The sequence below is a fragment of the Luteimonas abyssi genome (assembly GCF_001482195.1).
GTDB lineage: Bacteria > Pseudomonadota > Gammaproteobacteria > Xanthomonadales > Xanthomonadaceae > Luteimonas > Luteimonas abyssi.
Map to the genome: position 1 here is coordinate 3,935,010 of NZ_KQ759763.1, position 24,736 is coordinate 3,959,745.

A 24,736-nucleotide genomic window follows, 5' to 3' on the forward strand; every position below is an offset into this window, starting at 1 on the left:
GGCATGAAGCGCTCCCCCCGGCATGCCGTGGCGGTTTCCCTTCTCCCGTTCACGGGAGAAGGTGCCCCGAAGGGGCGGATGAGGGCATCCCGCACTGCGCGCCGCCCTCCACCCGGACGCCACGCGCTCGCGCGCGCTACCCTGCGCCGTTCCCCTTCGCCATCCAGACCGCCATGTTGACCATGCTCGCCTTTTTCCTCGCCATCGGTGCCGTTGCCGGTGTCCTCGGCGGCCTGCTCGGCATCGGCGGCGGCATGATCCTGGTGGTGGCGCTGGTGTGGTTCCTGCCGCTGCATGGCGTGCCCCAGGAGGCGGCCATGCACGCCGCGCTCGCCAGCGGCATGGCCAGCATCATCCTCACCTCGCTCTCGTCCGCCTACGCCCACCACCGCCGCGGCAGCGTGCTGTGGACCAGCGTCGCCTGGCTGGTGCCCGGCGTGCTGATCGGCGCCTGGCTCGGCAGCCGCTTCGCCATCTCGCTGGACGGCGAAGTGCTGCGCTGGTGCGTGGTGGCGTACTGCATCGTGATCGGCGCGCAGATGCTGCTGTCCAAGGCGCCCAAGGCGGGCGCTGCCGATGTCGTGCCGCGCGGTCCGGGCCTGTCGGCGGCGGGCACCGGCATCGGCGCGGTGTCGTCGGTGGTCGGCATCGGCGGCGGCAGCATGACCGTGCCCCTGCTGGTCTGGCTGGGCGTCGCCCCGGTACGCGCCGTGGGCTCGTCGTCGGCGCTGGGCTTCTTCGTCGCCCTGTCCGCCGCCTCCGGCTACGCCCTGCAGGCCCCGCCCGGCGCGCTGCCGGAGTACGCCATCGGCTACGTCTACCTGCCGGCCGCGATCGGCGTCGCCCTGGCCTCGGTGATCGCCGCACCCTTCGGCACCAGGCTCGCGCACGCCATCAGCGGCCACGCCTTGAAGCGGGTGTTCGGGTGTTTCATGTTCGTCATGGCGGCGAGCCTGGCGTTCTGGTGAGGGCGCTGCGCTGCGAGGCGCCCAGCGACCTTGGCGAACGCGGGCGTTACCGCCCTGAAAGTGCCGGTAACGCCGGATAGAGTGGTTTGCCTGATAACACCAGCGTGCCGTGAAGCCTCGTGACGCGGTGCCTCCCCGCAAAGGACTGATCTTTGTAGGATTTTTCTGATAGCGGGGCCGCGAGTGGCGGCGCATACTCCGGTGCAACACCCCATTTTTGGGGGCTAATAGTAGTTAGGCAACAAAGCAAGCATGTCGCTACTGATCCAAGAAGTTCCAACAGCAGATGTCCCGATGGATTTGCTGCTACTTGCCGATCCTTCGGAAGACAAGGTTCGCTCCTACTTGCCGAGGTCAAAGTGCTTCGTTGCTTCATATGATGGGGCTGTTGTTGGCGCGTGTGTAGTTCAGTCACTTGGCTCCGGCACATATGAACTTATGAACATTTCCGTACATCCAGCCCATCAGAAATTCCGCTACGGTACCGCGCTCCTGAAATGGGTCATTGATTTCTTCCGTGGATCTGGAGCAAGTCAAATGGAGGTAGGTACTGGCTCATTTGGGTATCAACTTGCTTTCTACCAGAGACATGGCTTTCGTGTTACGAGCATTGACCGTGACTTCTTCGCCAGAAACTACCCAGAGCCAATATTCGAGGACGGCATCCAACTCTTTGATATGCTGCGTCTCACACTGAGGTATTCTGGCAATGTTGCCTAACAATTCATTCAAGCCGACGCCGCTTCGCAGCGCGGCTTAATTCAGGCGTTAGGTGTGCAGCAAAAGAAGTCGCAGTTTGTGAGACTAGTGCTTGTCAGGCTTTACGAGCGGTAATGGCTCAACAATCTGATAACCCGGGAGAAGCACAATGCCAAACTTCATCCTCAACAGAAATGCTCAATCGAATGGCGATCATGAGGTTCATAACACCACATCGGGGTGTTCCTTCATGCCGGACAGCTCAAATCAGATAGACCTCGGTTGGCACTCAAACTGCCATGGTGCTGTATCTGAGGCAAAACGACGCTATCCAAACGAAAAGATCAATGGTTGTTACTACTGTGCAAATGACTGCCATACCACCTAGCCGCACGACTTGCACACCTAACAATTCATTCAAGCCGACGCCGCTTCGCGGCGCGGCTTAATTCAGTTGTTAGAACTCAGGGGAAGTTTTCGCAATGCTGACCTTCAAGACACAGTTTCCAATTTCATCATCTACAACGATGGAGGAGCTTCTAGAGTGCTGCCGCACTTGGATCAAGAAGAGCCCGCACACGAAGCTTTCGAACTCCATCCCCGAAGATGCCAGCAACGGGAAGTTTGGAGACGATGAGGAGTCTGCAAACTTTGCGAGCTACATTTCTGAATCAAATTCCACTGGTGGCGTCCGGTATGAGAAAACAGATAACGAAGACGTCCGGTGGGTAACGGACGTAGTAGGACATAAGACTGAAGACGCCTTCTGGGTGAGCATTCAGCTGAACGTGGACTCTGAGCTGCCAGTGGAGCGTCTTGAGCAAGGGAAACGCCCGTATATCGTAAAGCTCCTCATGGAGCGCTTCTCAGGAGGGCATGACGGCAGCCTTCCTGTGACTGACCAGCCAACTTATCTGGCGGAGACTGACACTGACCTTGCCGAGCAGATCATCTGTGCCAGCACTGGGAGCGTAATGCCGGTCGTCTATGCAAGCAGAGACTCCAAAGAAGAGCTGCTAATTGACCCATCTCGGCTGTCGAAGTGGATATCTGGCATGGCTCACGTGATTGTGGAGCCTAGCCGAAGGTTTTCATCTCAGATCATGCGGCAGGTGTACGGTGAGAATGTCTACGGAGGTGCCGTTGCCATCTATTGGCCGGACGGGATCGGAAAGTGGACTTATCTCCCAGGGAAGTGGAACAGCTCTGAAGCACTGAACGCCGCAATTTCTAGAAAGGTAAGAATGTCTCTTCTTTACCAACGTGCTCGACGCGAATGCACGTGGTCATACCTGCAAGAAATGGTATCTCGCCAGAAGCTTGATGAGCTAAGAGCGTCTGGCTCCGGAAACATCGACGAGTACATCGAACATTTCGATAGAGAGATTGCTGCGAAGGACGAAGAGATCCTGAGGTTAGAGGCAGAGATTATTAGAGTTCGCTATAGCAAGAGGGGAGAGCGATCCTCCCCTGGCAGCGGGGAGAATTCAATAGTTCTTCAAACGAATGAGACTGACCTCTACCAAGGCGAGCAACTTGGGCTGATTACAGACGCCCTTCAAGTAGCAGCAGAATCATCAGAGCAGCACTCCCGCAGGCGTCAGGTCTTCGATTCGCTGATTGATAACAATGAGAACCCGGGAGATCGAGAGGACCTACTAGATCGGCTTAAAGAGACGCTCCGGAACTACACATCGCTAACCTCTCCAGTGCGTTCTGAGTTAGAGGATATCGGCTTCGTGATCTACGAAGAAGGCAAGCACTACAAGCTTCTATTTCAAGACGACTCGCGCTATCCGTTCACACTACCTAAAACTGGGAGTGACTGGCGCGGCGGCTTAAATGCCTTCTCAGACTTGAAGAAGAAGGTCTTCTAGGCCTGAGTTCTAACAATTCATTCAAGCCGACGCCGCTTCGCGGAGCGGCTTAATTCAGGTGTTAGCGCCCATGAGCGAGACCAATGCGATTCGACCGATCAAATGACCCATCTCCTATCTCTGCAACTCTGGCCGTAGAGCGCGGGAGCCGTATGATCAATTGGCCGGTGAAACTGATAATGGCCGCGGGATTCGGGCTGGGCTGGCTTCTTCTCAACCGCGACAACTTGTTTGGGCTCTTGGCAGCTGCTGGAGGATTTCTAGGAGCTTGGTTTTGGTGGTCGTATTTCGTCCCCCAGTGGCGCAACTGGGCTCATTCTCGCGGCGCAGACCCGGACGAACTTCAGGCGCTCGGCGTGCAAGCCAATCTTCTTTGGCCAAGAGGATCCGTGTTTGAGCGCACCGAGATTCGTCGGCGTGGGCGCTAGTAATTCATTCAAGCCGGCGCCGTTTCGCGGTGCGGCTTCACTCTGCAACTGTCTTGCGCTAGGCGTGTTCGGATCGCCATCGACAATCCTCTCGCGACGCGCAGTTCGTCCCGCCGCCTGGCATTGACGATCGTCAGCAGCTTCCGCATGTAGGCGATCAGCGCGACCTTTCCGAGCTTTCCGCGCGCCCTGAGTTGTCGGTGGTGCGCACGCATCGTCGTATCCCGCCGCGCCGCCAGACCGGTGTCATGGCGTTGCGCATGCGGCTGGCGTACGAGTTGCATGTCGAGGCACTGACGGACGCGCCTGCGTGCGGCGATGAAGCGCCTGTGGCGTCTTCGATATGAGAGCGCAATGAGCGTGCGAGGAATTACCGAGCGACGGTGATCGGTGATGGTGCGGACGCGGCGCACGCCACACGAGCCCTGTTACGTCGGCCTGTACGTCCGAAGGGGAGTCCCGGAAGCGAGGTCTTCTGTCTGACCCACATTTCAGAAAAGTCCTACATGCCGTCGTCCAAAACGTGCCGTTTCCCCGCTTGACGCTCCCTCGCGCTCCGTAGCAGACTCGATCCCAAGGAGCGTAGAAACTCCCCAGGTAGCGGTTCCCACCTCCGTCAAACCGGTGGGTTTTTTGTGTCCGCATGTCTGCGGGCATGAGCTGACGCGATGTCTGCGTCGGGAGGGCGGCTAATACAACACCCTCCGGGGAAATACGCCCGCCGTCTACCTGCGGTTTCTAACCTCCCGACTTCCCGTCCACCCGTGTGGACGGGCACTTCATGGAATGAGGGAGACGACGATGTCGAAGTTCGAGACGGAAGACCGTGGTACGCAGGGTTACTTCCTGCCGGAGGAGAGCCATGCCCAGTTGCACACGCTGCAGCAGCACCTCGCGTCGCTGTCGCGTCTGTCGCCGCCGCGTGTGGACGACGAGGCGAACGGTCTGGAGATCGAGACGCTGACGCTTGCCGGCTGCATGAAACAGTTCGCCGAGCAGGTACAGGAGGTGCTGGACGCGATGGCCGGGCCGGCGCGGCTGCAGGCGGACGGGCGCGCGGTGGTGGCCGGGACGGCGAGCGACGCTGGGGACGATTCCCGTGAGGACGCCGAACCCGAGGCTGCGCAGGCCGACGACTTCAGGTTCGGCATGACGATGGATCAGCTGGACGAAGCCAACCGGCTTCTCGATCTGCTGGGGGCGCAAGGGGATCTGCTGATGGCCAGTGGCGGCGGCGATCTCGCGGACGGCACCGTCGTCGTGATCGGCGCGGCGATCTTCGACGGCGCGGACGCCATGAAGGACATGATCCATGAGATCGCATCGCAGCGGCTCGCAGCGAAGGCCAAGACCGGCAAGCGGGTGCGGGAAATGCCGGCCGGGTACGACCTCGACGCTGTGGCCTCGCCGGGGCAGCGTCTGACGGTGCAGGCCGTCGTGGAACCTCGCGCAACGCGCATGCATTGAGCCCCGCAGGCGCAGCGCGGCACAGTCGCGTTGCGCCTGGCGCACGAGGGCATGTTCCGCTGCCGCGCCGGCGGGAATATCCTACAGTCGCTTGCCGGACATCCGATCGAGGGACGCCATTGATCTGCTGGGCTTTCATCTTCGAAGCACCCAGGGCCGATCCACTGATCGATCGCGTCGTCATCGAACGGGGCGGTGTGCGCAGTACGATCGTGGCGATCCCGGACACGGCATGTTCCCGGTCGTACGCGCCATGCTGACGCTCTACATCGCCAACAAGAATTACTCGTCGTGGTCGCTCAGGCCGTGGCTGTTGCTGCACCAACTCGGCCTGCCGTTCGAGGAGCGGTTGATGCCGTTCGGATGGAACGCCGATGCGGAAGGCTTCCGCGCGTTCTCGCCGACCGGCCGTGTGCCTTGTCTGGTCGACGGGGATCGGGTGGTCTGGGATTCGCTGGCGATCGTGGAATACATCGCGGAGTCGGCACCGGGCGCCTGGCCGCGCGATGCGCACGCGCGCGCCTGGGCGCGGTCGGCGACGGCGGAGATGCATGCGGGGTTTTCCAGCATCCGCGACATCTGCACGATGAACCTGGGGTTGCGTGTGCGCCTGCACGAGGTGTCGCCGGCGTTGCAGGCCGAGTGGGAACGGGTGGATGCGCTGTGGCGGCAGGGACTCGACACCTTCGGCGGCCCGTTCCTGGCGGGCCCGGCGTTCACTGCGGTCGATGCGTTCTACGCGCCGCTCGCATTCCGCGTGCAGACCTATGCGCCGGATCTCTCGCCCGCGTCCCGGGCGTACGTGGATCGCCTGCTCGCGCTTGCGCACATGCAGGCGTGGTACGCGGCGGCCTTGCGCGAACCCTGGCGCGACGAGGCGCATGAAGCCGAGGCGCGGCAGGCAGGCGCATGGATCGAAGACTTCCGGGTCGCGGCGGGGCCGTCGCCCGGGACGCCGCCAGCGGCGGCTGCCGTACGTCCCCTGACGCGGAGGGAATAGGCGATGCTGGAACTGCGGCCGAACTGCGAATGCTGCGACCGGGATCTTCCGCCCGATGCGGCGGCGATGATCTGTACCTTCGAATGCACGTTCTGCGCCGAATGCGTGGCGACGGTGTTGGCCGGCGTCTGCCCCAACTGCGGCGGCGGCTTCTCGCGCAGGCCGGTGCGTCCGGCGCATCTGCTGGTGGTGTATCCGGCGTCCACCCGGCGTGTGCTCAAGACCGAGGGGTGCCGGCGAGGCAGCACCTGATCCAGCCGATACGAGGAGCGACACATGGCGGTTTTCAGCAATCTCTTGATCCTGGGGTACGTTCTTGTTCCGCCGATCATCGGCGCGTACCTGCTGATGTTGCTGTCGCGTTTCGTCAAGGCGCAGCAGCGCGCGACCGGTGCGCTGTGCGGATCGCCGACGGATCGTCCGACGACGCATGAGGTGCCGTGCATGAAACGATGGTTTGCAGGCCTGGCACTCGCCGCACTGCTGCCCCTGTCGGCAACGGCGCAATCGCCCCGTCTACCGGAGTTGCGCGACGAGCTCTTGCAGATGCGCGACGTCGATCAGGCCGTGCGTGCCGGCGCGTTGACCACGCCCGAGGAGATCGAGGCGATGAGCGCCGCCGACGCCCGTCATACCGCGCGGCTGAAGCAGATCGTCGCCGCGCACGGCTGGCCGTCGACGGCCCTGGTCGGCGAGGACGGGGCGCAGGCGGCGTGGTTGCTGGCCCAGCATGCCGACGCGGATCCCGATTTCCAGCGCGAGGTACTCGCGCTGATCGAGCCGCTGGTGGCCAGCGGCGACGTGCAGGCGGCGAACTACGCCTATCTGTGGGATCGCACCCATGCGCCCCAGCGCTACGGCACCCAGGGGCGCTGCGTGGGCGAGGACGCTTGGGCGCCGCGCGAGATCGAGGATGAGGAGGGTCTCGAGGCGCGCCGGGCCGAGGTCGGCCTGCCGCCGATGGCCGACTACATCCCGCGCGTGTCCACGCTGTGCCGGCTCGCCGATCCCACGCCTTGAGCGGTCGTGGGGCCGACGCCGCGCGTCGGACGGCGCCCGGACCCCGCTAGGCGACGCCATGCTCTCGGTGCAGAATCGCGCCTTGGTCTGATCGGCGGGGCAGGTGTCTGGTGGGATGGTCCAGGGTGTACGCAGTCGTGCTGGCGGCAGTGCTGTTGTCCGGCTGCCATGTGTCCGTCGACTCGGGCGGGCAGAAGATCGTGGGCGCCGGGGTCACGTTCGTGGTGCCGTATCGGACATCTCAGATCAGTAGCGGCCCCTCGCAGATCGACTACAGAAGCGAGGGGCTCAATGCGAGCACGGACGGAGACACGTTGCTCGTCGACGGACGGTCCTACGGTGGGCTCTCGCCCGGCGACGTCGTCGACCTGACCGAACAGGGCGTCGTCAAGGTCAACGGCGTCGCGCGTGCCGCGGACGACCGCTGACGATGCCGTCAGTCGACGAGGCTCTGCACGCCTGGCCGGCGGCGGCCGCGAGGATTCGATGAGAGCACTGGGAAGACTTTTCGATCGCTTTTCGTGGCCGCTGTACTGCCGCAGCTATCTCGCGACGTTGGGGGGCTTGCTCGCCGGCCTCGCGGGGCTGTTGATCGCGCACGAGGCGGGTGGTTACCAGGCGTTGTCCCCGGGTTGGCAGACCGGTCTCGCGCTCGCGTTGTTGGCGGGAGCCGCGTTGCTTCTGACGAGCGTGCTCGCGTCACCGCGGATCATCGAGCGCTGGAGCGACGCGCTGTCCAAGCACGAGGTCGCGCTGTTTCTCATGGTGCTCGCGCTTCCGCTGTACGGCCTGCTGCTGCTCTTGCGGTGGCGTCGCTAGCCCATGCTCCGTCGCATGCACCACGCCGCGATCATCTGCGCCGACTACGCCGTTTCGAAGGCGTTCTACACCGACGTGCTCGGCCTGCGGGTGATCGCCGAACATCATCGCGCCGAGCGCGATTCGTGGAAGCTCGATCTCGCATTGCCCGATGGCGGTCAGGTCGAGCTGTTCTCGTTTCCTGATCCGCCGGCGCGCGTGTCGCATCCCGAAGCCTGCGGGCTGCGCCACCTCGCGTTCGCGGTCGACGATGTGCGGGCCTGTGCCGCGATGCTGGTCGCGCGCGGCGTCGCGGTGGAAGCGGTCCGCACGGATCCGTACACCGGGCGGCGCTTCGTGTTCTTCGCCGATCCCGATGGGCTGCCGCTCGAGCTTTACGAAGTGCCACCCAGGACCGGGGACGCCACATGAGCGGTACGGCGAAGCCCGCATCGCAGATCCGCCGTCCCGGCCCGGACGATGCCGCGTCGGCGGCGCCGACATCGCGGTTCCTGTCCGGCGGCGGCCCCGACTGACGGCGCACGCGGTGGATCGCCGCACGCATGCGTCGATCGTCGTAGCCCCTGGATGGGCATTTCCAAAGGTGACGGCAATCGCAGTATCGCCTTAACGATTTCGTTACAACGGCATGTCGCCGTATGGACAGGGGCATCCGGCGCACCCCCACATCCTCTTTGGAGAGAGAACGTATGTCGTTGCCGAACCGTTGTCGGCTGGCCGCCGCCGTCCAGTTGTCCCTGATCCTCGCCTTACCGGCCGCCGCCATCGCCCAGGAGACCCCCACCCAGGCCTCCACCCGCACCCTCGACGCGGTGCAGGTCACCGGCACCCGCATCCGCCGCGCCGAACTCGAAGGCCAGGTGCCCGTGCACACGGTGAGCCGGCAGGACATCGAGCGCAGCGGTCTGACCTCCATCGGCGACGTGGTCCAGCAGCTGACCGGCTCGGGCTCGGCGCTCAACACCAAGTTCAACTCGTCCGGCAACTTCGGCTTTCCGCCCGACGGCAGCGGCGTGGGCGCGGGTTCGGCGCAGGTGGATCTGCGTCACCTGGGTTCGCGTCGCGTGCTGGTGCTGGTCGACGGCATCCGTTGGGTCAACGAATCCTCGGCCTCCGGCGTCGGCGCGGCGGTGGATCTCAACACGATCCCGATGTCGATCGTGGAGCGCATCGAAGTGCTGGAGGACGGCGCATCCTCGCTGTACGGATCCGATGCGATCGCCGGCGTGGTCAACATCATCACCCGTCGCGATTTCGAGGGCGGCCAGGTCACCCTCAACTACGGCGAGTTCGAGAAGGGCGACGGCGCGACCAGCGGCATCGACCTGAGCTGGGGCCGCACCACCGAGCGCAGCAGCCTGTTCCTGTCGCTGAGCCACACCGAGCAGGATCCGGTCTACGCGCGCGACCGCCTGCAGTCGCGCTTCCCGGTCCCGGGTACCGGCGTGGCGCTGGGCAGCTCCGGCACGCCCACCGGCCGCTTCATGGTGCGCGACCCCAACACCGGGGCGATGCTCGACCTCACCCCCAACACCGGCGACAACGCGCCCGTCTACGATCCCACCCAGACCGGCTGCGCCCGGACCGACGGCTTCCATTGCTTCGGCACCGACGACCGCTTCAACTTCGCCGAATACAACATGCTGATGACGCCGTCCGAGCGGACCGGCGTGTTCGGCCAGTTCCGCTTCGACATCAGCCCCAACCTGCAGTGGTACGCCAAGGCGCTGTACAACCGCCGCGAATCCACCAACCAGGCCGCCCCCGAACCGATCTTCCTCGGCCCCGAGGCCGGCACCGGCAATCCGCTGGCCGACGAGATCACCATTTCCGCGCGCAATCCCTTCAACCCGTTCGGCTTCGATCTGGTGTCGGGCGATACGCTGGTGATGATCGGCCGGCGTCCGGTGGAGGGCGGTGCGCGCGTGTTCGAGCAGAAGGTCGACACCCAGTACTTCAACACCGGCCTGGTCGGCAGCTTCGAGGCCGGGGATTCGCTGTGGTTCTGGGACGTCAACGCCGCCTACGGCCGCAACAAGGCGCGACAGACCAATTACGGCAGTTACAACATCTTCAACATCGCCCAGGCACTGGGCGATCCCGATGCGTGCGCGGCCGTGGCCGGCTGCGTGCCGCTGAACATTTTCGGCGGCCCGGGCACCATCACGCCCGAGATGCTGGCGTGGATCCAGCCCATCGTGCGCGACGAGAGCCAGAACGAACTCAGCCAGTTCTCGGCCAACATCTCCGGCGACCTGTTCGGCCTGCCGGCCGGCCAGGTGGCGATGGCGGCCGGTTACGAGTACCGCCGCTACGAGGGCTGGTACCAGCCCGACCCGCTGACCGTGCGCGGGCACTACAACGGTGTGCCGTCGCAGCCGACCTCGGGCTCGTACGACGTCAACGAGGTCTTCGTCGAATTCGACGTGCCGATCTTCGGCCAGGGCGCGCTCGGCGAGCGGCTCGACCTGAGCCTGGCCGGACGCTACTCGGACTACTCCACCTTCGGCGGCGAGTTCACGCCGAAGTACGGCCTGCGCTGGCAGGTCAGCGAGGACTTCCTGCTGCGCGCGACCTATGCCGAAGGCTTCCGTGCACCGTCGATCGGCGAGCTGTACGGGTCCGACAGCCGCTTCGACGCCCAGCTCGACGACCCCTGCTCGTCGCAGTTCATCAATGCCTCGGTCGAGGCCAACTGCCGCGCGCTGGGCGTGCCGGAAGGCTATGCGCAGGCGAACCCGCAGATCTCGGTGACCACCGGCGGCAACCCGAACCTGGAGCCCGAGCGCTCGCGCAGCTTCACCACCGGCTTCGTGTGGAGCCCGTGGTTCGCCAACAACGTGTCGTGGGCCGACCGCTTCGATTTCGAGGTGACCTTCTACCGTCACGACATCCAGGGTCCGGTGCAGGCGCTGTCGGCGCAGACCCAGCTCGACCTGTGCGTGCAGTCGCTGGCCGAGGAGTTCTGCGACGGTATCGGCCGCGCGACGACCGGCGGCATCAATGCGTTCAACAACCGGCTGACCAACCTCGGTTCGATCAAGACCGACGGCTGGGACGTGGACCTGTACTGGACCACGCCCGTCACCACGGCCGGCCGCTTCGCGTTCGCCTGGCAGAACAGCTTCGTCACCCGATACGAGGCTGTCGGCGGCGCCGGCCAGCGGCAGCCGCGACGCCCGGGGATCGAAGTCGAGGACAGCGCGATCCCGGAGTGGAGCTCGACCGCGTCGGTGGACTGGAGCTACAACGCCTGGAACGCCTCGTGGACGACGCGCCACATCTCCGATCTGATGGAGGACTGCGGCGGTGCGGCGACGTTCCCCGTGTGCAACATGCCCGAAACCGGTACCAACCGGCTCGGCTCGACCACCTACCACGACGTGCAGGCGGGCTACCGCTTCAACTGGCTTGAGGGTTTCACCCTGACCGCGGGCATCAACAACGTGTTCCAGAAGGAGCCGCCGATCTGCCTGTCGTGCTCGCTCAACGGCTACGACCCGTCCACCTACGACATCCCGGGCGGCCGGTTCTGGTACCTGCGGGCGGATCTGCGCTTTTGAGCATGTCGACCGGCCGGACCCGCCGACGGCGGGCGTCGGCGGTGGCCGCCGAGCCCCTTCTCCTTCAATGGGAGCAGGGGCCCGTCGCCAGGCGCGGTGAAGGCGCGCCTGGCGCTGCGGCTCAGGCCGCGTCGTTCTGCTTGCGGCGCAGGGCTTCCGCGGGCACGTCGAGACCGACCGACACCGCCAGATGATCCGACAACGCCGCCGGCATCGCCTGCATGTCGTTGCAGATCAGCGTGCCGGTGGCCAGCACGTGGTCGATGGCCTTGGCCGGACGCCAGCTCGGGAACGTGTGGATCGCGCACGACGGCGGCTGCAGCGACGTGTTGCGATACAGGATCTCCATCTCCGGGCGGTCGGCGGTGCAGTTGAAATCGCCCATCAGGACCGCGTTCGGATGTTCCGACAGCAGCTCGGCGATGAACGACAGCTGCGAGCGCCGCGACTGCGCGCCCAGTGACAGGTGCGCGACCGCCACCGTCAGCCCCTCGGCACCTTCGCCGAAGCGTGCCAGCAGCATGCCGCGGCCGGAGATGCGGCCGGGCAGCGGGTGGTCGTGCACTTCGACCGGCTCGAAGCGGCTGAGCAGGCCGTTCGCGCTGGAGGCGAGATTGCCCACCTTGCGGTTGGGCTGGTGGGTCCAGAAGTCGAACCCGCCGCGGTCGGCCAGATAGTGGGTCTGGTTGGTGAAGCCAGAGCGCCAGCTGCCGGGGTCGCTCTCCTGCAGGCCCACGATGTCGTGGGTGCCGGCGAGCTGGGCGATCTGGTCCAGCGCCCAGCGCTTGTTGCCCATCGGCAACACGTGCGACCAGCTGCGGGTGGCGTAATCGCTGTAGCGGCGCGTGCTGGAGCCGGCCTGGATGTTGGCGCTCAGCAGGCGGAGGCGTTGGGGAGCGGCATCGTTCGCCATGGGCGGCATGGAAGTGGCGTCGGCGTCACCGTAGCCGTCGGCAGGTGACGATGGCGCGGCGTGACCCGGAGCGCCCGCGCCGGCGGGTGCGAAACGGCCCGGCGTGCCGGCTCCGGGCGCCGCGGTGCGCGTGGGTGCGCCGTCCGCGAACGGCGCAGCGGCCCCGGGCGTGTCGCGTCCGAGGGGCGCCGCATTCCTGGGGGCACCAGTCCCAAGGGGCGCAGCATTCCTGGAGGCACCGGCCCCAAGGGGCACAGCATTCTTGGAAGCACCGGCCCCAAGGGGCACGGTGCGATGCACGGACAGGGGGGGCACGGCGTGGGGCGGGCGCTTACTCGGCGCCGCGCTCGCGGGCCACCAGATGATCGACGGTGCGCAGCACGTCGTCGAAGGAACGGCCACCGACGATGCGGTAACGGCCGTTCACCACCAGGGTCGGGGTAGCGTCCACGCCGGTGCGGGCGATGAACTGCTCGGCGCGCTTGAGGCGTGCGTTCACCGCGAAGCTCTGCATGGTGCTGGCGAACTGGCCGGCATCGGCGCCGTGCTGGGCGTAGAAGCCGGCGATCTGCTGGTCGCTCACGCCCTGCACCGGCAGGCTGCGCGAGACGTGCAGCGCCTCGAACATGGCCGAATGGGTGCGATCGATCAGGCCCATCGACTCCGCGGTGTAGAAGGCGCGCGCATACGGCATCCAGAAGCCGCCGAACGGCGCGGCCAGCGGGGTCACCCGCACGTCGGCCGGCTGGCGGGCCTTCCAGGCCGAGAACTGCGGTTCGAACGCGGCGCAGGCCGGGCAGGTGTAGCCGAACACTTCGACCACCTCGACCTGGCCCTCCAGCGGCTGGAAGGGCTGGCCGCCGCTGATCGTGACGTAATCCGTGCTCTCGACCGGCGCCGGACCCTGCGGTGCGACGGGCGCGGGGGCCGGGGCTGCGGCCTCGGCCGTGCCCGCATCGGTCGTCCCGGCGGATCCGCCGGTGTCCGCGCTCGTGGCGTCGGCGTCCGCATCGGCGGGCGCCGCCGCAGGCGCGACGGCCTCGTTGGCCGGCACGTCGGTGGCGCCTTCGGGCGAGGTCGCCGGGGCGGCGGTTTCTTCGCGCTGGCCGCACGCGGTCAACGCACCGGCCAGCAGCAGGGACAGGAACACGTGTTGCAACTTCATCGGGTCGGACCTCGTGTCGGACGGAAACCGGTTCAGGGCGCCGCGGCGCGTTCGCGCGCGATCAGCGCGTCGGCCGTGTCGAGCAGGCCACGCAGGGAGCGCGCCTGGATCCGGTAACGGCCGTTGATGATGAGGGTGGGGGTGCCCTGGGCGCCACTGCGGAGCAGGAAATCACGTGCGGCGTTCAGCTTCTGGCCGGTGGCGTCGTCGCGCATCGCCGCCTCGAATGCGGCCTGGTCGACGCCGTGCTGCGCATAGAACCACCCCAGCTCGGAGGGGCTGGCGTTGCGCGGCAGCCGGCGTGCGCGATGCATGGCATCGAAGGTGGCGCCGTGGGTGCGTTCCAGGGTGCCCAGCGCCTGCGAGGCGAAGAACGCGGCGGCGAGGTTGTCGCGGTTGCCGTAGACCACCGGCAGGTAGGTGAAGCGCACGTCGTCGGGCAGACGTCGCTGCCACGGGTCGATCAGCGGGTGCAGGTCCGCGCAATGACCGCAGGCATAGGAGAACAGTTCGACCACCTCGATGCGACCGTCCAGCGGCGCCAGCGGGCGGCCATCCTCGATCAGCGTGTAGTCGACGCCTTCCACGGGCGCGGCAGCGGTCTGGGCGACGCCTGGGCCGGCGACGAGCAGGCAGGCCACGACCAGGCAAGAGCGGAACCAGCGGGACAGCGACATCGACATGCTCCAGTTCGACCCGGCCGGGGGATGCGACGGCCATCCGGGGATTGTGACGCAGCCGTCGCCGGCGGGCATCCGCCGATCGTCGAACGACGGGTGGCGCGCGACGGACACCCGTCAAAAAAAGCGCCGGCCGCGTCTGCCGCGCCGGCGCATCGGATCCCGAAGGATCAAGGGCTGAGCGAGGTCCGACCCGCCCGCGGCCGGGACGTTCACGGCTCGGTGGTGGGGTCCGTATCGGTGTCGGTCTCGGCGTCGGTGCCGGTTTCGGGCTGCGGCGGATCCTGCGGCTCCACATCGGGTGCACCGGGTGCGCCGGCCGGGATCTCCTCGGCCTCGATCTCCACCGCATCGCCGGTGGCGCCGGGACCGCCGCGGGTGGGCACCTCGACGGTGCCGTCGAGCCGCGCCATCTGCGCGCGGGTCGCGGCGTCGGGTCGCGGATGCAGACCTTCCATGTAGCTGGCCAGCGCCTGGATTTCCTGATCGGTCAGGCGCTCGGCGACCGTGTGCATCACATCGAACAGGTGCGTGTCGCGCTCGGTGGTGGTGCCGCTGCGGAACTCCTCCAGCCGGCGCGCGGTGTACCACGCGACCTGCCCGCCGACGTGCGGATACGAGGGGCCCGGCATGCCGGCGCCGGTGGGGCCGTGGCAGGCCATGCAGCCCGGAATCTCGCGCGCGGTGTCGCCGCGGCGGTAGAGCTGCTGGCCGATCTCGTAGAACGCCATGCCCTCGTACGGGCCGCTGTCGACGACGCCGTCGTCGGCGATGCCGGCCTGCGCTTCCTGGGTGGCGAAGTACGCGCCGAGATCGCGCATGTCCTGCGGCGACAGGCGCGCGGCTTCGGGCTGCATGATCGCGTTGACGCGCTCGCCGCTCTTGAACAGCGCCAGCTGATGGGCCATGTACTGCTCGTTCTGACCGGCGATGCTCGGGTAGATCGAGCGGTCGGTGCCGTTGCCGTCGAGACCGTGGCAGGCGGCGCAAGCACCGGCGAGGGTCTGCCCGCGGGTCACGTCGCCCCACTCGGCCTCGGCCAGCTCGGCCACGGCATTGTCTTCCAGAGGCGCGGATTCGACCGGCGTCTCTTCAGGCAGCGGGACTGCAGTGGACTGCGCGAAGGCGACGGCGCCGACCACGAGGGCGGCGAGGCCGGCGAGACCGTAGGCACGGGCGTGGCGCATGGCTGGGCTCCGAACAACATGAATCGGACACAAACGCGCCCGAGGGACGCGCGATTATCGACGCCCCTCGCAAGCGGGGTCAAACGGCCGAATCCGCAAGCGTCGCCGCGCCCACACCGCTGCGCATGCGATCCTATGCCGATGTCGAACCCTCTTGCCCGCGCCCAGTACCGTCTGGCGGCGCACACGCCGGCCCAGTTGCCGCCCGATCTCGGCGCCGAAGTCGCCTTTGCCGGGCGGTCCAACGCCGGCAAGTCCAGCGCGCTCAATGCGATCTGCCAGCAGAACGCGCTGGCCCGGGTCTCCAAGACGCCGGGACGGACGCAGCAACTGGTGTTCTTCCAGATACCGCCGCACGAGGATCGCCATCTGGTCGACCTGCCCGGCTACGGCTACGCCAAGGTGCCCAAGGACCTGCAGGCGCACTGGCAGGCGTTCATCGCCGACTACTTCGCCCGGCGCGGCGCGCTCAAGGGGCTGGTGGTGGTGATGGACATCCGCCATCCGCTGCGCGAGTACGACCGGCAGATGCTGGGGTACGCCGTCGAACGCGGTCTGCCCGCGCATGCGCTGCTGACCAAGGCCGACAAGCTCGGCCGCGGCGGTTCCGGCAATGCGCTGCAGGCGGTACGCCGGGACTTGAAGCAGGCCTACGGCGACAGCGTCTCCGTGCAGACGTTCTCGGCGCTGCACAAGATCGGCCTGGACGAAGCGCGCGTGGTGGTCGGCGAGTGGCTCGGCCTGTTGCCGGCAGGCGATACGGCCGGGAACGGCAGCGGCGGCTAGCGCACGGCCCCGATCGAATCCGACGGGGCAGGGCGACACGATGGCCCGAACACCGCACCTGCCGCCGGTGCCGCGTTGCGCGGACGGGGTCTGGTGACCAAGCGTCGCGATGGTGCCGAGCCAAGCGGCGTCCGCGCAGTCGCTCGCGGTTCGCAGCCCCGCGCCCCGCAACCGCATGCGACGCGCGGTCCGATCGGTCAGGGCGCGCCGTCGATACGCGGGATCGCGGCGAGCTCGTCGATCACCGTCCGCGGGGCGCTCAGCTCGATCTGCACCGGAAACGACTCCATCACGACGACGTCCTGGACGAGGCCGTCCGCCTCGAGTGCGCGGACCCGCGCGAGCACCGGGTCCGGCGTTTCCGCGCTGCCGCGGATCATCACGCGCTCGAGCACGGGACGTGTCGGCTCGGAGGCACTGTCGACGCCATGCGTCACCGGCGCCGGCCGGTTGCCGGTGCCGCAGGCGGCGAGCGCCATCGCGGCCGAGACCAGGAGGGCGCGGGTGAGAGGCGCAGCCGGAACATTCGGTGCCATGCGGATTTCCCCATGTCTGGGCATTGCGGTCGTGCTGTCCGCCGACGCCCGGAAACAGGATGCGCCGCCGGAGCGACGCATCCCTTCGGTGTCGACGCCGACCGTGGTGTGAGAACGGTCAGGGATTCTGGGAGACCCAGTTCTGCAGCGTATTGACGACGGTACTGGTCAACCGGGTTCCGCAGTTCTGCGATGAGGAGCCGGTGGTGTGCACGCCGCGCACGACGTTGCCGCCATCGTAGATGCCGCTGCCGCTGTTGCCGCCGGTGGTGTCGATCGTGTAGCACAGCCGGAACGAACCGCTGGTCCACACGCCGCCGGAGTGGGTCCACATGGTGCCGAACGGCTTTTCGCCGGGATAGCCGGTGATGGTGTGATTGCCGCCGCCGTAGGTGCCGTAGGCCGCCCAGCCGCCATGCGCGGGCTGGCTGAGAATGATCAGCGCGTAGTCGTAGTTGGTATCGCGGCCGTTGTGCCAGGCCGACGGCGCGATGACGTTGCTCCACGAGGTCGTGCCCCAGGGCTCGTAGCTGCCGTTCTTGCCCGGGGTGAAGTTGAGGCTGGAGTACCAGGTGCCCGAGCCGTTGGACACGCAGTGACCGGCGGTGAGCACATGCTTGGGTCCGATCAGCGTGCCGCTGCAGCCCGAGGCGACGCGGCCGATGTTCCAGTACGGCGCCGCCACGGTGTTGGTGATCTGCACCCGGTCGTCGGTGCCGATGACCACGTTGGGCCGCATCATGTCGCTGCCGTCGACGGTCGGCCGGGTCGGTGCAGCGCCGGGAATCATCGCGGGCGTACGGCCGAGGGCCTCGAGTGCGCGTACCGCCTCCTCGAACAGCGCCACGTCTTCGGGATCGATCTCCGAGGTGTAGACGTCGCCGTCGCGGGAGACCATCACCGCGCTGAGACCGGCGGCCTTCTCCTGCGGCGTCTGCAGGCGCACGTCGGTGACGGTGCCGGGATCCGGCATCACGCCGGTGACGACATTGTCGCCATGGATGAAGCGCGCTTTTTCGCCGGTCTTCTGGAACGAGTTCTCCGCCGCGGTCGCGGTGCCGAGCACGGTGGCCGAACACAGCACCGCCAGACCTACTGCTGTCGAAATCCTCATTGCGAAGCTCCTTGTGGTTTGGGTTGTCCTTGCGCAAACGTTCGGGACCGACGCCACGACGCATCGACCCCTACCGATCTAGTACCCCACGGATCGCAGGAGCCACCGTGATTGGGGTCACAGATGCCCGGGGGGCGGACGCCCGGGCGAGCCGCTCTGTGCATTCAGTGCGGTACGTCGCATGCGGGGGCACGACCGCGTCGCGGATCGAGGCGCGGAAGACCCGCGCGTCCGATGCGAATGCTGCGCGGCACACGGGGTCGGCCGGCGGCCGGGATCGACGCCGGCTCGGTGGCGCGCGGAACGGAGCGGATCGCGCAGCGCACGCGCGTGGGTGCGGGGCAGCCGCTATAGTGCGCGCTGGCGATTCCGGGGCGCTCCGGAGCGCGTTCCCTTTGTCCGCGAGTCGATTCCCTTGTCCAGCCCCAGCCATGCCAGCGACGCTCCGATCCGCGATCGCGCCGCCCTGGTCGAGACCATCGCCGAGGGCGAAAAACCGCGCAGCGACTGGCGCATCGGCACCGAGCACGAGAAGTTCGGTTTCCGGCTCGACGATCTGCGTCCGCCGACCTTCGATGGCGACCGCGGTATCGAGGCCTTGCTCGACGGCCTGAGGCGCTTCGAATGGGAGCCGGTGCAGGAGCACGGACGCACCGTGGCGCTCATACGTGCCGGCGCCTCGATCACCCTGGAGCCCGCGGGCCAGCTGGAACTGTCCGGCGCGCCGCTGGAGACGATCCACGAGACTTGTCGCGAAGTCGGCACCCACCTGCTGGAGGTCAAGACCGTCGCCGACGAACTGCGGCTGGGCTTCCTCGGCATGGGCTTCCAACCCAAGTGGGCGCGCGCCGACATGCCGTGGATGCCCAAGGGGCGCTACGGGATCATGCGCGCCTACATGCCGAAGGTCGGCGACCTGGGCCTGGACATGATGACCCGCACCTGCACCGTGCAGGTCAACCTGGACTACGCCACCGAAGCCGACATGGTGAAGAAGTTCCGGGTGTCGCTGGCGCTGCAGCCCATCGCCACTGCGCTGTTCGCCGATTCGCCGTTCACCGAAGGCAAGCCCAACGGCTATCTGAGCTATCGCTCGCACATCTGGACCGACACCGACGCCGACCGCACGGGCATGCTCGACTTCGTGTTCGAGGACGGTTTCGGCTACGAGCGTTACGTCGACTACCTGCTCGACGTGCCGATGTACTTCACCTGTCGGGACGGTATCTACCACGATGCCGCGGGACAGAGTTTCCGTGACTTCATGGACGGCCGCCTGCCGGTGCTGCCCGGCGCGCTGCCGACGCTGCGCGACTGGTCCGACCACATGACCACCGCCTTCCCGGAAGTGCGGTTGAAGAAGTATCTGGAGATGCGCGGCGCCGACGGCGGCCCGTGGAACCGGATCTGCGCGTTGCCGGCCTTCTGGGTGGGTCTGCTGTACGACGATGCCGCGCTCGATGCCGCCTGGGATCTGGTCAAGGACTTCACCCTGGCCGAGCGTCATACCCTGCGCGACGGCGTGACCCGGCACGCGCTCGGGCTGCCGTTCCGTCGCGGCCATGTGCGCGATCTCGCCATCGAGGCATTGAAGATCAGCGTCGCCGGTCTGCGCCGCCGTGCCTGTCACAACGAACATGGTGTGGACGAGACCCGTTTTCTCGAACCGCTGATCGAAGTCGCCGAAGCCGGGGAGACGCCGGCCGAGCGGAAGCTCGCGCTGTTCAACGGCGAGTGGAAGGGCGATATCGACCGGGTGTTCCGCGAGTTCGCGTACTGAGGCGAGCGTCCGTCGGACGGCGGGCGTGGGCGCCGCCGAGGCGGCGATGGCCACGCATGCGGCCATGGGCGCGACGGCGGGAATCGATCGCGCGTGGATCGGTCACGTGCGTGTCGCCGTCGATGCGGCGAGCCCGCGTATCGTGGACGTGACCCCCTTTACTCGATGGACTGATGCTTGACGCGCTCCCACGCGTCGAGCAATGCGGTTCGCAACGGCGCCGGGATATCGACCTCTGCCGGCGTCGTCGCGTACGTGCCGCCGAAGGCCGGTGCATCGCCGGGCGGCTTGACCAGCGATTCGCCCTGCAACCTGTATTCGTGCTCGCCTGCGCGCAGGATCAGGGTGATCTCGCGCGGCTCGATGCCGCCGCCGCAGAAGCTGCTGTAGCCGAACAGGACCTCCGCACGACCGTCGCCGTCGAGGTCTTCGACACGCAGGGCATCGGGGAGGAAATCGGCGTCGAAGTCGAGGCCTTCGCATTCGAACGCATCCTCGATGTGCCAAGTCACTGAAGTCCGCGCGCCTGTTCGAGCGTCATGGGCCTGATCCACCTCGTACAGGTGGGTTGAAAGCACGATGTGCTCGATGTCGTCTTGATCCGACTTAGAAGCGCGGAAGGCGCGACGCAAGAGCAGAGCATGATCGCCCGCCGCATCGCGGTAGCCGAATATGCCCTCGACACCAGCATCGGGAAGATCCGGAGCACGCGGTCCATCGATCGCGGGCATGCGCATCCCTTCTCGGATTGTCACCTTCGGCGCTGTCTGGTCAGCATTGAAAGCAGCGATGTCCGCACTGCCGCTTGGCGCTTCTACGGCCGGCTTGGTCACGTCGTCCACGGGTGATGCATGACAACCGGTCAGCAGCAACACGGCTAGCGCGAGGTTCGGGCGCCAGTGGGAGTGATCTCGGAACCGATGGCGACTATCTGCCCTCATCAGTTCTGCATTGACGCCAGCACCTGCTCGACGGATCGGCCGGGCGGTGCGGCAAAGGTGTCGTCCTTTCGCAGGATCCATCGACTTTCGTCTTCGAGTTGCATCAACCTGTAGGCGCTCGCCCCGACATGAGCATCATCGTCGTAGGGGGTCCGCTCGTACTGCAATCGCGCAACGATCAGCGCAATGCCCGCGGCGTCCGCGACCACCAAGGCATCTCCGGTCGTGAAATCGGGAGTCGCCGTGCGGGCGACGACGAACGTCAGCTCGGGCTCGGCGGGATCCTCCACGATCGGCACCTGGTGCCAGGTCGTGTCACCGGCCGGCCGGAACATGATGGTGTAGGCGTGGAAGGAATGCGGCCCGAGGTGAGAGACGAAGCCCGAGCTCACGCGGACATCGCCAGCAGGCGAAGCAATCTCGTGCGTGCCGGGTGCATAGGTTTGTGCCATTACGGGACCGGGTGCCGACAACCACAGCAAGGGAATCAGCACAAAGTGAAGTGCCTGTCTTCGTGAAGCAGGAAGATTTTCAAAAATTGAGAGAGCGGGGTTCAAGTTACTATATCCAGTTCTACAACCACCGGCTGCCGCAATAAGGCGCTGGGCATGAAGAAATCCGGCGAAGCATGCGCTTTAGCGGCCTAGCCTGTGCAGGAGGCGCAGGACCATCATAACTATGTTTTCTGGGTCGTCGACAAGCTGATTCCCTGAGTGTCGCTGATCGGCTTGGCTGTGCCTTTCCGCGTTAGTTGTGTGATTCCCCTCCTTTGTACATAGGGCCGTCACAAACGGCCGTCTTAGTAGGTTCTTTCGAAATTAAGGCGAGCTTTACATGCGCTTATTTCAGAAGCGGAGACCTTACCAATGAACTCACAATTCTTGCCGGTGTACTCATTCCAATGAACGTCGTTCGGTGTAGAGGCGAGTTTGCTTATTAATTCTTGTCTGTTGTATCCAGCCCGTTCAAGTGAACGGATTGCCTTGAAGAAATCGGAATCGCTATCGGTGCTTCCAGCACTTTCGAGTTCTCCAATGCGATCCTCTGTAAGAGCAGCTAAGCAGAAATTTCCTTCAATATCCGCCTCATTTCCTCCCGCAGACTCTTCGCGAATACTATCGCAGTAGCTGTCTCGGAACCTGATCCACGATCTCTGCACTTCGCGGAGGTTGTTTTCTAGGTCGCCTGAACGTGAGAGTTTTTCCCTGTAGACAGAGTTTAGTTTTTCGTCGGCGCCAGCAAGCCGGCTGGATGCGCATCTCAGCAAGTCGGGCGTTGCTACGCTTTCGCATAGTGCATCACTTTCTACCTGTGCCTGTGTCGGCATGCAGGTTGAAGTGATGAAAAGCAGTATTATTCCCAGCAGTCGCATTTTAATCCCTCCTCGAAGAATGCAGCCTCTTTATCTCGTCTTGTGAGGAGGCCGCCCTGACCCTATCTCACCTACAGTCTTTTCGTGGGTATGATTCGTGCGGGAGTGTTCTTCGGCGTTCAGTGCGTCCGCAACGTCGCCATTTTCGTGGTAGGAGAAATGCTCGATATGCTGTGCGCAAGAGTGGATGCTGCCCGCCGTGAGCGTTGAACGTAGCGTAGTCGCGTTCTCCCATGCGATGTAACTGCTGACGAGATGCGAGAAACGGGGTTGCGCCTCTTCATCGTAGAACACGATGCTTGTGGCCAGTTCGGGGCCGGCTTCGCCGATGGCTGTGTACCCAAGGCACATCATCGATGACGCCTGCCGCGACATCCACGTGGGGTTTTATGTTTCAAGGTGACGCCACATCCTCGGGCCGCGCCACTTGGGTGTCAGCCGGAGCTGCAGCCCGACGCGAGCGGCTGGAGGGCATCGTAGGCGTGGATGACCGTTGTCGGGCCGAGTACTAATAAGCGCTCGATATCGAACTCCAACGCGTCCTGACCCGGTCGATACCTGAGATCTTCGATAAAAATGCGGCATGAGGGCGTCCGCTGTTCCACCGGGGTCTCTGCATCGCGCGCCTGCCACGGTAGTGCGAGCAGGAGCAGCAGGAATGACGGTAGCATGGTCATGGCTGGGCGAAGCACCGCCATGTTGGCAACAGGACGGTTCGGCTATTTACTTGCGGGAGCCCAGTTGATTTCATGAACTGCCGAGGCTCCACTACGCGCGTCCTCCTTGTAGGTCAAGACGTTCCCGAGTTCGTCACGCTCGAGCGGATCGAAGATCTCTTCTGTCGTCATGAATTGATGGCTGGAGTACACGAAGTCCCGGATGCGGATGGAGCCCTCGTATTCGTACCAGGACGAAACCGCCGGGAGGAGCCGGATCGGTCTACCTGACCTATCCAGTGCCAGCGCTGAAATTTCAGTTGTCTCGCCTTCGCCATCCAGCGTTTCGTAGTTTTTGTGCATGAAGAAGGCCAAGTAACCCTGGGGTGCCCTCCACGCCATGACAGGGTACATTTGCAATGAAGCGCCCTCGGTTAGGATGCCGTCGACCAAGATCGAGAATGAGAAGTGCAAGTTCTCTGTACATGCGCGCAGACCAGGCATCGTGGCGGCGCGTGACGTGATATCGGCATCCTCCAAGGCGACTTTGCCTTGGGAGGGTGGGAGATCGTTGAACGTTCCGAATGCACTTAGTGACTCTCCGTCATCGATGTCCATGGCGTCGTGGAGCGCCGAGAGGCAGTTGCCTTCTCGCTCCGAGACAACGGATACCTCTGCAGCGGTGGGCGATGGCGCGTCTGGGCGATCGCTCGCAGCGCACGCCTGGACCAAAATGGCGAAGGCGAGGATTGTTGGTTTCATTGATTCGTCTCGACGAGATTCGGGGAGTAGCCGCCGACATGCAGATTTCGCGGCCGTCGGCCGGCTTCATCGCAGGCTGACCGGCCACGCTGCCGCTGTAGGCGCCGTCGGCTTCGGGGTCGAGGGCTTCGCGCAGCGCGGCGAGCTGGGGATTGGCGTCGAAGCCCGGCACCTGCTGTTGCTGCAGAGTGTCGTGGAGCGCCTCGGCGGTGCGCTCGGCGCCCTTGAGCTGGGCCATCGCGTCGCCGATGTCCATTTGCGTCGAGGTGCCGTCGGGACGGGCGCTGGCCGACAGCAGCAGGCCCTGGGCGGCGTGCACGTTGCCCCAGCCGGCGCTCGCCAGCTCCACGCCCTGGCCGCGCAGGCCGCCGCGGCGGGCATCGTCGTGCTGGATCAGATAGCCCAGCTCCAGCCGGCTCTCGGCCAGGGTGGTGTGCAGGCGGTGGCAGCATCGTCGGCGTGCAGCCTCCACGAGCAGGTGGATGACAGAATCACTCGACTCATTGCCGACATGCTCGCCGTGGGCTCAGTCTTCTGTGGCTATCTCCGGTTTTGATCCATTGCAGATTATTTTTCTCCCAGTTTCCGAATCGGTTGTTCCTTCTACACTTTGTAGCGGAAGAATTGCATTAACGGCTGCGATGCTAGGGTCATAAAATTCGGAGACGACGTTGTCTAGGTTCGAATCAAAGACGATGCGATAGTAATTTCTACGATCACTTTCAGAGCTCGGGCTGGGGGCTATTTGAAGTACGAGGTCGATCGAGCTTGTGCCGCAGGGCTGGCTATCGATTGCAAAAATTCTCTCGACCCTTCCTACTCCTGCATCATCAATTGTGTGATCTATTTCTTTTCCGTTTGAACGTCTGCCACTAATCGAGTGGCTTCCGTCATTCTCGTACAGATAGAATTGGTAATCTTTCTTTTCTATTTTCATAGGGGCGTCCAGCCCCGCTATGGTATAAACTTCCACTCCGACAGGAAGCTCGGCAAAACAAGTGGC

Annotated in this window: 27 protein-coding genes and 1 pseudogene; 14 read left to right on the forward strand and 14 right to left on the reverse strand. The window is 65.1% G+C overall.

What is annotated here, in order from left to right; genetic code table 11:
* The first annotated feature begins 173 nt into the window (after positions 1 to 173).
* From RG19_RS16875 to RG19_RS17750, 3 genes are all read left to right on the forward strand, one after another.
* The gene (locus tag RG19_RS16875; protein WP_157515314.1) at positions 174 to 968 is read left to right on the forward strand and encodes a sulfite exporter TauE/SafE family protein; all 795 of its coding nucleotides are present in this window, start codon (positions 174 to 176) and stop codon (positions 966 to 968) included.
* Between the two features lie 252 nt (positions 969 to 1,220).
* On the forward strand, positions 1,221 to 1,688 hold the full coding sequence (locus tag RG19_RS17390) for a GNAT family N-acetyltransferase (RefSeq protein WP_202905358.1): 468 nt from the start codon (positions 1,221 to 1,223) through the stop codon (positions 1,686 to 1,688).
* Between the two features lie 461 nt (positions 1,689 to 2,149).
* The gene (locus RG19_RS17750) at positions 2,150 to 3,544 is read left to right on the forward strand and encodes a hypothetical protein (protein ID WP_157515315.1); all 1,395 of its coding nucleotides are present in this window, start codon (positions 2,150 to 2,152) and stop codon (positions 3,542 to 3,544) included.
* Between the two features lie 436 nt (positions 3,545 to 3,980).
* Here RG19_RS17750 and RG19_RS18540 read toward each other — a convergent pair whose 3' ends face one another.
* Complete coding sequence (locus tag RG19_RS18540; RefSeq protein ID WP_157515316.1) at positions 3,981 to 4,256, reverse strand: hypothetical protein; 276 nt, start codon at positions 4,254 to 4,256, stop codon at positions 3,981 to 3,983.
* A 517-nt stretch (positions 4,257 to 4,773) separates the two neighbouring features.
* Between RG19_RS18540 and RG19_RS16880 the strand changes: the two genes are divergently transcribed.
* The 8 genes from RG19_RS16880 (at position 4,774) to RG19_RS16915 (ending at position 11,841) form a co-directional block, all read left to right on the forward strand.
* Positions 4,774 to 5,439, forward strand: coding sequence for an XAC0095 family protein (locus RG19_RS16880; RefSeq protein ID WP_157515317.1), 666 nt, complete (start codon positions 4,774 to 4,776; stop codon positions 5,437 to 5,439).
* A gap of 232 nt (positions 5,440 to 5,671) precedes the next feature.
* Positions 5,672 to 6,439 carry a glutathione S-transferase family protein gene (locus RG19_RS16885; RefSeq protein ID WP_238376666.1) on the forward strand — a complete coding sequence of 256 codons (768 nt, stop codon included), beginning with the start codon at positions 5,672 to 5,674 and terminating at the stop codon, positions 6,437 to 6,439.
* A gap of 3 nt (positions 6,440 to 6,442) precedes the next feature.
* The gene (locus tag RG19_RS16890) at positions 6,443 to 6,691 is read left to right on the forward strand and encodes a DUF1272 domain-containing protein (protein WP_058836284.1); all 249 of its coding nucleotides are present in this window, start codon (positions 6,443 to 6,445) and stop codon (positions 6,689 to 6,691) included.
* 24 nt (positions 6,692 to 6,715) lie between these two features.
* Positions 6,716 to 7,459, forward strand: coding sequence for a DUF6624 domain-containing protein (locus RG19_RS16895; protein ID WP_058836285.1), 744 nt, complete (start codon positions 6,716 to 6,718; stop codon positions 7,457 to 7,459).
* A 125-nt stretch (positions 7,460 to 7,584) separates the two neighbouring features.
* Positions 7,585 to 7,887, forward strand: a complete 303-nt coding sequence (locus tag RG19_RS16900; RefSeq protein WP_058836286.1) for a hypothetical protein — start codon at positions 7,585 to 7,587, stop codon at positions 7,885 to 7,887.
* A gap of 58 nt (positions 7,888 to 7,945) precedes the next feature.
* The gene (locus tag RG19_RS16905; protein WP_082672757.1) at positions 7,946 to 8,278 is read left to right on the forward strand and encodes a hypothetical protein; all 333 of its coding nucleotides are present in this window, start codon (positions 7,946 to 7,948) and stop codon (positions 8,276 to 8,278) included.
* Between the two features lie 3 nt (positions 8,279 to 8,281).
* A complete protein-coding gene (gene gloA2 / locus RG19_RS16910) occupies positions 8,282 to 8,689 on the forward strand; it encodes an SMU1112c/YaeR family gloxylase I-like metalloprotein (protein ID WP_058836288.1) in 408 nt (135 codons plus the stop codon).
* A gap of 278 nt (positions 8,690 to 8,967) precedes the next feature.
* Positions 8,968 to 11,841 (forward strand): TonB-dependent receptor, encoded by a 2,874-nt coding sequence (locus tag RG19_RS16915; RefSeq protein ID WP_058836289.1) that lies wholly within the window; start codon positions 8,968 to 8,970, stop codon positions 11,839 to 11,841.
* Positions 11,842 to 11,962: 121 nt separating this feature from the next.
* On the opposite strand, the gene RG19_RS16920 is transcribed toward RG19_RS16915, so the two are convergent.
* The 3 genes from RG19_RS16920 to RG19_RS16930 all read right to left on the reverse strand — a co-directional run bounded on the left by RG19_RS16920 (position 11,963) and on the right by RG19_RS16930 (position 14,596).
* Positions 11,963 to 12,754 carry an endonuclease/exonuclease/phosphatase family protein gene (locus tag RG19_RS16920; protein WP_058836290.1) on the reverse strand — a complete coding sequence of 264 codons (792 nt, stop codon included), beginning with the start codon at positions 12,752 to 12,754 and terminating at the stop codon, positions 11,963 to 11,965.
* Between the two features lie 331 nt (positions 12,755 to 13,085).
* Positions 13,086 to 13,919 carry a thiol:disulfide interchange protein DsbA/DsbL gene (locus RG19_RS16925; protein WP_058836291.1) on the reverse strand — a complete coding sequence of 278 codons (834 nt, stop codon included), beginning with the start codon at positions 13,917 to 13,919 and terminating at the stop codon, positions 13,086 to 13,088.
* 32 nt (positions 13,920 to 13,951) lie between these two features.
* Positions 13,952 to 14,596 (reverse strand): thiol:disulfide interchange protein DsbA/DsbL, encoded by a 645-nt coding sequence (locus RG19_RS16930; RefSeq protein WP_162267099.1) that lies wholly within the window; start codon positions 14,594 to 14,596, stop codon positions 13,952 to 13,954.
* A 4-nt stretch (positions 14,597 to 14,600) separates the two neighbouring features.
* Here RG19_RS16930 and RG19_RS17950 point away from each other — a divergent pair, with 4 nt between their 5' ends.
* A complete protein-coding gene (locus RG19_RS17950) occupies positions 14,601 to 14,780 on the forward strand; it encodes a hypothetical protein (RefSeq protein WP_162267100.1) in 180 nt (59 codons plus the stop codon).
* A 232-nt stretch (positions 14,781 to 15,012) separates the two neighbouring features.
* Here the strand turns inward: RG19_RS17950 and RG19_RS16935 are convergent.
* Positions 15,013 to 15,786: pseudogene (locus RG19_RS16935) on the reverse strand (c-type cytochrome); the annotation flags it as partial.
* Between the two features lie 141 nt (positions 15,787 to 15,927).
* On the opposite strand from RG19_RS16935, the gene yihA reads away from it, so the two are divergent.
* A complete protein-coding gene (yihA, locus tag RG19_RS16940; RefSeq protein WP_058836712.1) occupies positions 15,928 to 16,572 on the forward strand; it encodes a ribosome biogenesis GTP-binding protein YihA/YsxC in 645 nt (214 codons plus the stop codon).
* Positions 16,573 to 16,769: 197 nt separating this feature from the next.
* On the opposite strand, the gene RG19_RS16945 is transcribed toward yihA, so the two are convergent.
* Positions 16,770 to 17,051 carry a hypothetical protein gene (locus RG19_RS16945; RefSeq protein WP_157515319.1) on the reverse strand — a complete coding sequence of 94 codons (282 nt, stop codon included), beginning with the start codon at positions 17,049 to 17,051 and terminating at the stop codon, positions 16,770 to 16,772.
* 175 nt (positions 17,052 to 17,226) lie between these two features.
* A complete protein-coding gene (locus RG19_RS16950) occupies positions 17,227 to 18,222 on the reverse strand; it encodes a trypsin-like serine peptidase (RefSeq protein WP_058836294.1) in 996 nt (331 codons plus the stop codon).
* Between the two features lie 415 nt (positions 18,223 to 18,637).
* Here RG19_RS16950 and RG19_RS16955 point away from each other — a divergent pair, with 415 nt between their 5' ends.
* Complete coding sequence (locus RG19_RS16955) at positions 18,638 to 20,002, forward strand: glutamate--cysteine ligase (RefSeq protein ID WP_058836295.1); 1,365 nt, start codon at positions 18,638 to 18,640, stop codon at positions 20,000 to 20,002.
* A 158-nt stretch (positions 20,003 to 20,160) separates the two neighbouring features.
* Here RG19_RS16955 and RG19_RS17765 read toward each other — a convergent pair whose 3' ends face one another.
* From RG19_RS17765 to RG19_RS18070, 7 genes are all read right to left on the reverse strand, one after another.
* The gene (locus tag RG19_RS17765; RefSeq protein WP_157515320.1) at positions 20,161 to 20,877 is read right to left on the reverse strand and encodes a M949_RS01915 family surface polysaccharide biosynthesis protein; all 717 of its coding nucleotides are present in this window, start codon (positions 20,875 to 20,877) and stop codon (positions 20,161 to 20,163) included.
* Between the two features lie 65 nt (positions 20,878 to 20,942).
* Entirely contained in the window at positions 20,943 to 21,500 is a 558-nt protein-coding gene (locus RG19_RS16970) for a hypothetical protein (RefSeq protein WP_157515321.1), read from the reverse strand.
* 242 nt (positions 21,501 to 21,742) lie between these two features.
* Complete coding sequence (locus RG19_RS17400; RefSeq protein ID WP_082672760.1) at positions 21,743 to 22,315, reverse strand: lysozyme inhibitor LprI family protein; 573 nt, start codon at positions 22,313 to 22,315, stop codon at positions 21,743 to 21,745.
* A gap of 434 nt (positions 22,316 to 22,749) precedes the next feature.
* Positions 22,750 to 22,986, reverse strand: coding sequence for a hypothetical protein (locus tag RG19_RS16975; protein WP_157515322.1), 237 nt, complete (start codon positions 22,984 to 22,986; stop codon positions 22,750 to 22,752).
* A gap of 48 nt (positions 22,987 to 23,034) precedes the next feature.
* Positions 23,035 to 23,589, reverse strand: a complete 555-nt coding sequence (locus RG19_RS16980) for a hypothetical protein (protein WP_157515323.1) — start codon at positions 23,587 to 23,589, stop codon at positions 23,035 to 23,037.
* Positions 23,576 to 24,205, reverse strand: a complete 630-nt coding sequence (locus tag RG19_RS18345) for a type VI secretion system Vgr family protein (protein ID WP_338037923.1) — start codon at positions 24,203 to 24,205, stop codon at positions 23,576 to 23,578. The genes RG19_RS16980 and RG19_RS18345 overlap by 14 nt, the downstream gene beginning before the upstream one ends.
* A 54-nt stretch (positions 24,206 to 24,259) precedes the next feature.
* Positions 24,260 to 24,736, reverse strand: a 477-nt coding sequence (locus tag RG19_RS18070) for a hypothetical protein (RefSeq protein WP_202905359.1), incomplete at its 5' end; no start/stop codon positions are given.